The sequence below is a fragment of the Streptomyces cavernicola genome, assembly GCF_029968035.1.
In the GTDB taxonomy this organism is placed as follows: Bacteria; Actinomycetota; Actinomycetes; order Streptomycetales; family Streptomycetaceae; genus Streptomyces; species Streptomyces cavernicola.
In genome coordinates this window covers 1-10,158 of the sequence record NZ_JASCIQ010000080.1, presented here as the reverse complement: position 1 = coordinate 10,158, position 10,158 = coordinate 1, and the positions used below count along the sequence as shown (strand labels likewise).

Genomic DNA, 10,158 nt, shown 5'->3' with positions numbered 1-10,158 from the left:
GGAAGGCATCGTCCGCTTCCTCCTCGCCGCAGGCGCCATCGGCATGCTCTTCAAGGAGAACGCCTCCATCTCCGGCGCCGAAGTCGGCTGCCAGGGCGAAGTCGGCTCCGCCTGCTCCATGGCCGCAGGCGCCCTCGCCGAAGTCCTCGGCGGCTCCCCCGAACAGGTCGAGAACGCCGCCGAGATCGGCATGGAGCACAACCTGGGCCTGACCTGCGACCCCGTCGGCGGCCTCGTCCAGATCCCCTGCATCGAACGCAACGGCATGGCCGCCGTCAAGGCCGTCACCGCCGCCAAGATGGCCATGCGCGGCGACGGCTCCCACAAGGTCTCCCTCGACAAGGTCATCAAGACCATGAAGGACACCGGCGCCGACATGAGCGTCAAGTACAAGGAAACCGCCCGCGGCGGACTCGCCGTCAACATCATCGAGTGCTGAGCGAGCCACCCGAACACAAGCCACCCGGACATACGAGAAGGGCGCCGCGGTCATCCGACCACGGCGCCCTCTTCGTTGGGGGTCAGCGCCCGATGCGGGACTGGACCCAGTCGTGGAACTCGCCGATGTGGTGCTCGCTCGGGACGAGGACGCCGCCCTTGGCGTACAGGCGCGAGCTCATCGCCGGCTGGCAGCGCTCGCAGGCGTCGAAGTCCTGGCGGTTGACGCGGTCGAAGAGCTCCACCGAGCGGCTGACGTCCTTGCCGCTCTCGACGACGTGCGGCAGGTACAGCCAGTCGCACTCGACGATCGTCCGGTCGGCCGCCACCGGGTACATGCGGTGGAAGATCACATGGTCGGGCACCAGGTTGATGAAGACCTGCGGGCGGACCGTGATCGCGTAGTACCGGCGGTCCTGGTCCTCCGAGACGCCGGGGATGCGGTCGAGGCCCTCCGAGCCGTCCACGGTGAAGCCCTCGACGTCACCGCCGAACTCGGCGCCGTGCCCCACGTAGTACTGCGCGGCGAATCCGTCGGCGAACTCCGGGAGCACCTCGGTGAGTTCGGGGTGGATGGTCGCGCAGTGGTAGCACTCCATGAAGTTCTCGATGATCAGCTTCCAGTTCGCCTTGACGTCGTAGACGATCCGCTTGCCGACCTCCAGGTTCTCGACGTCGTACCCGACGATCGCGTTCGCGTCGCCGAGCCGGTCCACCACGTCCTGGATCACCGACTCCTCGAACGAGGGCGGGTTCTCGGCCAGGCACACCCACACATAGCCGAGCCACTCGCGCACCGAGACCGGCGCGAGCCCGTACTCCTTGCGGTCGATGTCGGGCATCTTCGTCAGGTTCGGGGCCGCGGTGAGCTTGCCCTCGAAGTCGTACGTCCAGGCGTGGTACGGGCACTGGAAGGAGCGGCGCACCTCGCCGGACTCCTGGGTGCAGAGCTTGGCGCCGCGGTGCCGGCACACGTTGTAGAAGGCCCGGACCGAGTTGTCCCGCGCGCGCGTCAGGAGGATGCTCTCGCGGCCGACGTCGACGGTCTTGAACGCACCGGGCTTGCCCAGATCCGAGGAACGGGCCGCGCAGAACCACATCGTCTCGAAGATGTTCTCCTGCTCCAGGCGGAAGATCTCCGGGTCCGTGTAGTGCTCACCGGGGAGGGTCGAGATCAGGCTCTCCGGAAGTCCGGCAGTAGTCATGGTTCACCTCGTGAAGAAGCACCTTGGGCAGGTGGTCAGGTGTGATCGCGCAGGTCGCACAGGACGCGCAGGGATGAACGATGGAGCGGGCGGCCCCGCCCGGCCGCGGTCAGTGGCCGACCGGTGCGGTCGGCCGGTGCGGGGCCGCCGGTTTGTGAGATGTCAGAGAGTCAGGGGGAGGCGTCAGCGCTGCGGGGCGATGCCCGCGGCGCGTTCGGCCGCCTCGACGACGTTGGCGAGGAGCATCGCCCGGGTCATGGGGCCGACGCCGCCGGGCATCGGCGCGACCCAGCCCGCGGTGTTCGCGACGTCCGGGTGCACATCGCCGAGCAGGCCCTCTTCGGTGCGGCTGATGCCGACGTCGAGGACGGCCGCGCCGGGCCTGACCATGTCCTTGGTGATCAGCCCGGCCGACCCGGCGGCCGCGACCACGACATCGGCCTCGCGGACGTGCCAGGAGAGGCCCTTAGTACCGGTGTGGCAGAGGGTCACCGTGGCGTTCTCGGACCTGCGGGTGAGCAGCAGGCCGATGGGCCGCCCCACGGTGACGCCGCGGCCGACGACGCAGACGCGGGCCCCGTCGAGCGGTACGTCGTACCGGCGCAGGAGTTCCACGATGCCGCGCGGGGTGCAGGGCAGCGGGGCCTCTTCGCCGAGGACGAGGCGGCCGAGGTTGACGGGGTGCAGGCCGTCGGCGTCCTTGGCCGGGTCCATGCGCTCCAGGACGCGGTTGGCGTCGAGGCCCTTGGGGAGCGGGAGTTGGACGATGTAGCCGGTACAGGCGGGGTCGGCGTTGAGCTCGTCGACGACGGCCTCGACCTGCTCCTGGGTGGCGTCGGCGGGCAGGTCCCGGCGGATCGAGGCGATCCCGACCTGGGCGCAGTCGCGGTGCTTGCCGCCCACGTAGGAGTGGCTGCCCGGGTCGTCGCCGACGAGTACGGTGCCGAGTCCGGGGACGATCCCGTGCTCGGCCAGCACCGCGACGCGCGCGGCGAGTTCGGCGCGGATGGCGGCCGCTGTCCCACGGCCGTCGAGGAGTTTCGCGCTCATCTCTCTGTCACCTTTCCTAGAAGCTCCGTTAGGCCGTTTCCTTCGGATCAGGCCGGATCCGGTCGGCGGTGAGCTGCCGATCAAGTTGAGCGGGGGCTGGTGCGTGCAGCTGCAAGGCGGAGGAGGGCGTCAACGCGGAGCGTTGGCAACCGACGACAACGCCGCAGATGCGCGTGCCAGCCCCCGCGCCCCCGGCAAGATCCGAAGGAGACGGCCTAGCCGCGCAGGCGCTGCATCTTGGGGTCGAACAGGGGCTCTTCGGCGACGACCGCGGAGATCCACCGGTCGAAGTAACGAATAGTCAACTGCTGTCCGGGGGTGGCGAGTTCGGCGGGCAGCCAGGCGTAGGCGATGCCCTTGCCGATGGTGTGGCCGTACGCGGCGCTGGTGACGTAGCCGACCGGCCGGTCCCCGTCGAGCACGGGTTCCTTGCCCATGACGACGTCGCTCGGGTCGTCGATGGTCAGGCAGGTCAGGCGGCGGGTGACGTGCTCCGCGCGGCGTTCGAGGGCGGCCTTGCCGATGAAGTCGTCCTTGTCCTTCTTCACGGCGAAGCCCACACCGGCCTCGTACGGGTCGTGCTCGTAGGTCATGTCGGCGCCGAAGGAGCGGTAGCCCTTCTCCAGGCGCAGGCTGTTGAAGGCGCCGCGGCCGCCGGCGATGATGCCGTGCTCCTGACCGGCCTCCCAGAGGGTGTCCCACAGCTTGAGGCCCATGTCGGCGGTGGTGTAGAGCTCCCAGCCGAGCTCGCCGACGTACGACAGGCGCATCGCGGTGACGGGGACGGAGCCGATGTACGCCTGCTTCGCGCGGAAGAACTTCAGGCCCGCGTTGGAGAAGTCGGCGTCGGTCAGGGGCTGGAGCACCTCGCGGGCCTTCGGTCCCCACAGGCCGATGCAGCAGGTGCCGGCGGTGATGTCGCGGACCTGCACGCTGCCGTCGGCGGGCAGGTGGCGCTGGAACCAGTCGAGGTCCAGGTTGCCGTTGGCGCCGACCTGGAAGCGGTCCCTGGCGAGGCGCGCGATGGTCACGTCGCTGCGGACGCCGCCGTCGATGTCGAGGAGCAGGGTGTACGTGACCGAGCCGACGGACTTGTCGACGTTGCCGGTGACCAGGCGCTGCAGGAAGGCGGCCGAGCCGCGCCCGGTGACCTCCAGGCGCTTGAGCGCGGTCATGTCGTACAGGGCGACGTTCTCACGGGTGGCCTGGGCCTCGGCGCCGACGATCGGGGACCAGAACTGTGCGGCCCAGTCGTTGGGCGTGGGGATGTCGCGGCCTTCGAGGAGGCACTCGTTGGCCGCGTACCACTGGGGCCGCTCCCAGCCGGAGGCCTCCAGGAAGACCGCGCCGAGCTCCTGCTGGCGGGGGTGGAAGGGGCTGGTGCGCAGGGGGCGCGGCGCACCCGGCGGCTGGAGGGGGTGGAGGATGTCGTAGACCTCGTCGAAGTTCTGGCAGTCGCGGGCCAGGACGTACTCGGGGGCCAGTTGGTGGGTCTCGAAGCGGTTGACGTCGAACTCGTGCAGGTCGAACGAGGAGCAGTGGCCGTCGACGAGCCACTCGGCGACGGCCCGGCCGACGCCCGCGGAGTGCGTCACCCACACCGCCTCCGCCACCCAGAAGTCCTTCACCTCGGGTGATTCGCCGAGCAGGGGCATGCCGTCGGTGGTGAAGGAGAAGAGGCCGTTGATGCCTTCCTCGACCTTCGCCTCGCGGGTGGAGGGCAGCAGCGACTGCGTCTCGGTCCAGGCCTCGGCGAAGTCGTCGGGGGTGAAGCGGAGTACGGAGGGCATCTCCTCGGCGTCCGCGAGGGAGGCGATGTCGTCGGCGGAGACGGGCATGGCGCGGTGGCCGTAGTAGCCGATGCCGAGGCGGTCGAAGTTGTCGCGGTAGTAGAGGTCCGCGTCCTGGTGGCGCAGGATCGGGCGGATCGCCTCCTGGTCCTGCCCGGCGAGCTCGGGAACCGGTCCCGTCCAGGCGAGTTGGTGGGCGAGCGGGGTCAGCGGCAGGTTCATGCCGACCATGCGGGCCACCTTGGGGCCCCAGATCCCGGCGCAGCACACCACGATGTCCGCGGGGATCTCGTCCTGGTCGGTGACCACGGCGGTGACGCGCTCGTCGCCGTCGGCGCCGGCCTCGGTGCGTACGTCGAGGACCTCGTGGCCGCCGAGCAGGCGGGCGCCGCGCTCCTCGGCCGCCTTGAGCTGCGCCTCCACCGCGTTGACCGCCTTGGCGAGGCCGTCGGTGGGGATCAGCAGTCCGCCGAGGACCCGGTCGGGGTTGACCAGGGGGTGCAGCCGGACGCACTCCTCGGGTCCGACGAGCCGGGCCTCGACGCCCCAGGACGTCACCCAGCCGTGCCGGCGCTGCAGCTCGGCCAGGCGCTCGGGGGTCGTGGCGACCTCCAGGCCGCCCACCCCCAGGAAGCAGGGTTTGCCGTCGACCTCCAGTGAAGAGAACTTCTCCACGGTGTAACGGGCCATCTCCGTAAGGGCCTTGGAGGCGTTCGTCTGGAACACCAGGCCGGGGGCGTGCGAGGACGAGCCGCCGGTGACCGGCAGCGGCCCCTGGTCGACGACCGTCACCTCGGTCCAGCCCCGGACGGTCAGCTCATCCGCCAGGGCCGCTCCCACGACACCCGCACCGATGATGACCACGCGCGGTCCCGCCATCGCCGCCACTCTCCCATCCAAAGGAAGTTGCTTGATGTGCAACACACATCGGGTTACGCAACAAACAGTGCAGTCGCCCCCACCCGGTGTCAAGGGGTGGATCGGCGGTCGGGACACGGGATTTCAACGTCGCCCGAGGACACGGCCGCGGGACCTGCGAAGGCCGGAAAATCGCGCGGAACAAGGTCGAGGAACGCCCTTGACCCAAGGACACCCGGCCCGGACTATGTTGCGTATCAATCACTGTGTTGCGCTATACGCATCTCTGGGAGGACCCCGTGTCCCTTCGCCCGAACCCCGGCAGTGAGTTCGTCCTCACCCTCTCGTGCCCCGACCGCGCCGGTCTGGTCCACGCCGTCACCGGGTTCCTCGTCCAGCACTCCGGGAACATCCAGGAGAGCCAGCAGTTCGACGACCGGCAGCTGAACCGCTTCTTCATGCGGGTCCAGTTCGACGTGTCGGACCCGGCCGCCACCCTCGACAGCCTGCGCTCCGGCTTCGGCCCGGTGGCGGAGGCGTACGGGATCACCTGGCAGTTGCACGCCACCTCGACGCCGACGCGCACGCTGCTCATGGTGTCGAAGTTCGGCCACTGCCTGAACGACCTGCTGTTCCGGCAGAGCACCGGCACGCTCAACATCGAGATCCCGGCGATCGTCTCCAACCACCGCACCTTCGAGCCGCTGGCGGAGAGCTACGGGATCCCGTTCCACCACATCCCGGTGACACCGGAGACCAAGGAGCTAGCGGAGGCCCGACTCCTGGAGCTCGTGGGCGAGTTGGACGTCGACCTGGTGGTGCTCGCCCGCTACATGCAGATCCTCTCCAACGACCTGTGCAAGCAGCTCGAAGGCCGGGCGATCAACATCCACCACTCGTTCCTGCCGAGCTTCAAGGGCGCCAAGCCGTACAACCAGGCGCACGCCCGCGGAGTCAAGCTCATCGGCGCCACGGCCCACTACGTGACGCCCGACCTGGACGAGGGCCCCATCATCGAGCAGGACGTGACCCGCGTGAACCACGCGCAGAACTCCGCGAGCCTGGTCGCGCTCGGCCGCGACGTGGAGGCCCAGGTACTCGCCCGCGCGGTCGAGTGGCACAGCGAGAGCCGCGTCATGATCAACGACAACCGCACCGTCGTCTTCCGCTGACCGGCCGCCACGGCAGACCTGCGGGCGTCCGTCGGGGCGCCCGCAGAAAGTCCCTCAACAGGGGTGGTCAAGTTGGGCAGTTCACATATAGTTGCGTCATGAGCAACAACAGTGCTGGGGTCGCGGGCGCTTCCGGTGGCGGGGTGCAGTCCGTCGACCGGGCCGTCGCCATCCTGGAGATCCTCTCCGAACAGGGCGAGGCGGGCGTGAGCGACGTGGCGACCGCGATGGACGTGCACAAGTCCACCGCCTTCCGCCTCCTCTGCGCCCTGGAGGCGCGCGGCCTGGTGGAGCAGGACGGCGAGCGCGGCAAGTACCACCTCGGCTTCGGCATCGTCCGCCTCGCCGGCGCGGTCACCGGACGCATCGCCGTGACGCGGTACGGCCGCAAGATCTGCGACCGGCTCGCCCAGGAGCTGGGCGAGACCATCAACATCGCGGTCCTGGAAGCGGAGTGCGTGATCAACCTGGATCAGGTCAGCGGCCCCTCCGCGATCGCCGCGCAGAACTGGGTGGGCCGGCAGACCCCGCTGCACTCCACGGCCAACGGCAAGGTCCTGCTCGCCGACCTCGCCCCCGAGGTCCGGCACGAACTGCTCGCCGAGGCGGGCCTCCCGCGTACGACGCCGCACACGCTCACGTCCGAGGAGGAGTTGGAGGCGGCCCTGGCCAAAGTCCGCGCCTGCGGCTACGCGTTGGCCCTTGAGGAGTACGAGGAGGGGCTGAACGCCATCGCGGCCCCGATCCGCTCGGCCGAGGGCGAGACCGTCGCGGCGCTGACCGCGTCCGGGCCGGCGTACCGCTTCACCGAGGAGCACCTGCACGAGATCGCACCGGCCCTCGTGGCGGGAGCGGAAGAGATCAGCCGCCGCCTCAGCAAGGGGAATTGAGGCTCAGCTCTCGTGCGTCGCGGCGCGTGCGGGATCAGGCCTGCCTACGCCGGGGACGGCGCAGGGGCGCGGGGCTGTGACATTTGCGGCTCAGCCGCGTGGGCGCGACCAGCCACGACGCAGCGGCAGCCGAAAGACCGCAGGGGCCGGTCCTTCAGGGGCGCGGGGAACTGCGCGAACAACCACGACGGCGAGGCAGCCGCAAACAGCCGGGATCCGGGGCGGAGCCCCGAAGCGGGGCCCAGGGGCTGCACTGACCCGCGGCGTCGGCCTACCTCGGCAGGGGGCGCCGAGGCTCAGTGGATCTGCAGGCCGCCTCGTCCCGCCCCGAACACCGGGCTTTCCGCTTCCCTGCCCCAACGGGCGGCAACCCGCACCGCGTCCGCCGTGGCCGCGACGTCGTGCACGCGGACGCACCATGCGCCCTGCATCGCCGCCAGGACCGACACCGCCGCCGTGGCCGCGTCCCGCAGTTCGGCCGGGCGGGGGCTTCCCGTCACCGGGTCGGCGAGGAGCTCGCCCAGGAAGGACTTGCGGGCCGCGCCCACGAGCACCGGATGGCCAAGGCCCATGACCTCCTGGATGCGGCCGAGCAACTGCCAGTTGTGGTCGGGGTTCTTGGCGAAGCCGAGGCCCGGGTCGACGATCAGGCGGTCCCGCGACAGGCCCGCGAGCAGCGCCGCCTCCACCCGCAGCCGCAGCGCGTCCACGACATCGGTGACCACGTCGTCGTACACCGCGTTCGCCTGCATGCCCGCGGAGTGCCCGCGCCAGTGCATGAGGACGTACGGCGTTCCGGCGCGGGCGACCAGGGGCAGCATCTCCGGGTCGGCGAGGCCGCCGGAGACGTCGTTGACCAGACCCGCCCCCGCCTCGATCGCCGCGGCGGCCACTTCGGCCCGCATGGTGTCGACGCTCACCGGCACGCCGGCGGCGGCGAGTTCGCGTACGACCGGCACCACGCGCCGCAGCTCCTCCTCGACCGAGGGGCGCGCGGCGCCGGGGCGGGTCGACTCGCCGCCCACGTCCAGGATGTCCGCGCCCTGGCCGACGAGGGCGAGGCCGTGGGCGACCGCCTCCCACGGTTCGCACCACCGGCCGCCGTCCGAGAACGAGTCGGGGGTGACGTTCACGACGCCCATGACCAGGGTCCGGGCAGGGGCAGGGAGCCCCCGCGGCGACAGCGCGGGGGCTCCCTGGACCAGAGGTGTGGCGGTGCTCATGCGGTGCCGACTCCGACCGCCGCCGCGGCGAGCTGCTTGCGCCAGCGGGTGAACAGCTTGGCCCGGTTCACGCCGAGCACGGCGACGGGCTGCCCGGCGCTCCGGTAGACCGCGACGAAGCTGCGGTCCTCCTCGCTGCCGTCCTCGATGGTGACGCTGTCGGCCCGCGCCGCGTGCCCGGCGAACTGGATGCGCACGCCGTACTGCTCGGACCAGAAGTACGGCGGCTTCGGCGGCGGAAGTTGAGCGGTGCCACCGGACAGGAGCGCCGCTACGGCCGTGGCGGGCCGCTCGTTGGCGCCGGTCCAGTGCTCGACCCGGCGGTGCCGGCCGAGGGCCGGCTCGTACCAGGCCGCGCAGTCGCCGACCGCGACGACCTCCGGGATGTTCGTCGTGCCGTCGGACCAGCAGCGCACCCCGTCGTCCAGCTCGACGCCGGAGCCGAGGAGCCAGTCGGTGTGCGGCGAGGCGCCGATGCCGACGACCACGATGTCCGCCGGGATGCTGCGGCCGTCCGCCAGCTGGACCGCCTGCACCCGCGCGGGCACGCCCACCGATGCGGGCGTCCCCGTCACGCCCTGCACGCCGGTGCCGCTCAGCACCCGCACGCCGTGGTCCGCGTGGAGCGGCGCGAGGGTCGCGGCCATGGCGGGGCCGAGGGCGCCGGAAAGGGGCGCGGGGCCGGACACGACGAAGGTCACGTCGAGGCCCAACTCCCGCGCGGTGGACGCCACTTCGGCTCCTACGAAGCCGCCGCCGACGACCACGAGTCGGCCGCCGCGCGCCAGGTCGTCCTGCAGGGCGCGGGCGTCGTCGAGGGTGCGCACGACGTGCACGCCGGTCATGCCCCAGCCGCCGGGCAGGTGCCGGGCTGCGGCGCCGGTGGCGACCACCACGCCGTCGACGGCGAGGTCGCGGCCGTCGCTGAGCCGGATCGAGCGGTCCCGGAGGTCGAGGCCGGTGGCCTTGGTGCCGAGGAGCCACTCGGCGTCGAGCTCGTCGTCCTCCGCTTCGAGGTAGAGGTCCTCCTCGGGCAGCGTGCCCTTCAGGAACTCCTTCGACAACGGCGGCCTGTCGTACGGGCGGTGGATCTCCTCGCCTACGACGACCAGTCGGCCTTCGTACCCCTGCCCCCGCAGCGAGCGGGCGGCGGAGAGGCCCGCGAGCGAGCCTCCGATCACGGCCACGGTGTTCATACTGCGCTCCCTGCGGACGGATTCTGCTGCGGCTCGGCGAGACGACGTGCGGGAATCATCAACGACTCCTTGTTGCACATAAAGAAACACGCTTCATTTGACGCAACGAGTCTGCGGGTGGGTCCGAGACGATGTCAAGAAGCTGCCGGGGCCGCCGGAGACGGATTTTTCGACGCACCGGGAACCGCCGACGCCAGGGCGAGCAGCCGGGATGCCTTGAGCTCGGTCTCGTCCCATTCCCGCTCGGGGTCGGAGCCCCAGGTGATGCCGGCGCCGGTGCCGAATCGCAGCAGCGGCCGCCCGGGGTCGGAGCGGTCGGAGCGGTCGATCCAGAAC

8 protein-coding genes and 1 pseudogene are annotated in these 10,158 nt (G+C 70.8%); 3 read left to right on the top strand and 6 right to left on the bottom strand.

All coding sequences use genetic code 11. From position 1 onward, the window contains the following. Nucleotides 1-439 (top strand): L-serine ammonia-lyase, iron-sulfur-dependent, subunit alpha (locus tag QIS96_RS37340; RefSeq protein ID WP_282547338.1); only part of this gene is annotated, 439 nt, incomplete at its 5' end. A gap of 82 nt (nucleotides 440-521) precedes the next feature. Here the strand turns inward: QIS96_RS37340 and QIS96_RS37335 are convergent. The 3 genes from QIS96_RS37335 to QIS96_RS37325 form a co-directional block, all read right to left on the bottom strand. Beyond that, entirely contained in the window at nucleotides 522-1,643 is a 1,122-nt protein-coding gene (locus QIS96_RS37335; protein WP_282547337.1) for an aromatic ring-hydroxylating oxygenase subunit alpha, read from the bottom strand. Between the two features lie 183 nt (nucleotides 1,644-1,826). Continuing rightward, nucleotides 1,827-2,693 (bottom strand): bifunctional methylenetetrahydrofolate dehydrogenase/methenyltetrahydrofolate cyclohydrolase, encoded by an 867-nt coding sequence (locus QIS96_RS37330; RefSeq protein ID WP_282547336.1) that lies wholly within the window; start codon nucleotides 2,691-2,693, stop codon nucleotides 1,827-1,829. Nucleotides 2,694-2,908: 215 nt separating this feature from the next. Further along, the gene (locus tag QIS96_RS37325; RefSeq protein WP_282547335.1) at nucleotides 2,909-5,362 is read right to left on the bottom strand and encodes a GcvT family protein; all 2,454 of its coding nucleotides are present in this window, start codon (nucleotides 5,360-5,362) and stop codon (nucleotides 2,909-2,911) included. A gap of 278 nt (nucleotides 5,363-5,640) precedes the next feature. Here QIS96_RS37325 and purU point away from each other — a divergent pair, with 278 nt between their 5' ends. Together purU and QIS96_RS37315 are read left to right on the top strand one after the other, a co-directional pair. Beyond that, nucleotides 5,641-6,513 (top strand): formyltetrahydrofolate deformylase, encoded by an 873-nt coding sequence (purU, locus tag QIS96_RS37320; protein ID WP_282547334.1) that lies wholly within the window; start codon nucleotides 5,641-5,643, stop codon nucleotides 6,511-6,513. A 98-nt stretch (nucleotides 6,514-6,611) separates the two neighbouring features. After that, a complete protein-coding gene (locus QIS96_RS37315; RefSeq protein WP_408907330.1) occupies nucleotides 6,612-7,403 on the top strand; it encodes an IclR family transcriptional regulator in 792 nt (263 codons plus the stop codon). 296 nt (nucleotides 7,404-7,699) lie between these two features. Here QIS96_RS37315 and folP read toward each other — a convergent pair whose 3' ends face one another. The 3 genes and pseudogenes from folP to QIS96_RS37300 all read right to left on the bottom strand — a co-directional run. Further along, entirely contained in the window at nucleotides 7,700-8,626 is a 927-nt protein-coding gene (gene folP, locus QIS96_RS37310; RefSeq protein ID WP_408907329.1) for a dihydropteroate synthase, read from the bottom strand. Then, on the bottom strand, nucleotides 8,623-9,822 hold the full coding sequence (locus QIS96_RS37305) for an NAD(P)/FAD-dependent oxidoreductase (protein ID WP_282547333.1): 1,200 nt from the start codon (nucleotides 9,820-9,822) through the stop codon (nucleotides 8,623-8,625). Before QIS96_RS37305 ends, folP begins: the two co-directional genes overlap by 4 nt. 134 nt (nucleotides 9,823-9,956) lie before the next feature. Next, nucleotides 9,957-10,158: pseudogene (locus QIS96_RS37300) on the bottom strand (chorismate-binding protein); the annotation flags it as partial.